Annotated in this window: 1 protein-coding gene; it reads left to right on the top strand. The window is 58.0% G+C overall.

Annotation, left to right across the window (positions count from 1 at the left end; all coding sequences use genetic code 11):
• Positions 1–209: 209 nt before the first annotated feature.
• On the top strand, positions 210–520 hold a 311-nt coding region (gene ligD / locus ACXJ7R_RS36160; protein ID WP_457155951.1), incomplete at its 3' end, for a non-homologous end-joining DNA ligase LigD.

The following is a 520-nucleotide window of genomic DNA, read 5'->3' as shown; positions in this document are numbered from 1 at the left end:
CTGCAAAGGGCTCCCCTGCACGGTCTGTTGATAGTGGCGTTTGATCCTGACATTGCTGGCCGGAAACTCAGCTTCGTTGCTGCCGTAGTTCAGCACAAATCCCGTGTGGTCCTCAGCCACTGAGCAACCGCCATCACGCTCGCACACGATTTTGGTAGCTGTGTTGCAGTCCCATTTCGGTGAAGCGGGCCACATAGGATTGTCCACGTTTGATCGCGGCTTGTCGCTCTGACCAGCCGCTGTCAACACGACGCCTGGCCCAAGCGGTCGCCCAGAGCGATCCGGCCCATTTCACGGCCGTTTTGTCAAAGGCGCGCCGCAAGGGTCGTATCTTTGTGGACTATCTACGCAATCAGCGCGGGGCGACCGCTATCATGCCCTACAGCGCAAGATCACGWCCGGGCGCYCCTGTSGCRGYACCGATCACGTGSGCGGAGATGAAGACAATAGATTCGCCCTCTYATTTCCACGTRGGCGATGCTGCTGAATTAAGAAACGCGCAGCTTCCAAAGCTCTGGTA

This window comes from Mesorhizobium sp. P5_C1 (assembly GCF_054049815.1).
This window is presented reverse-complemented; position numbering and strand designations above follow the sequence as displayed.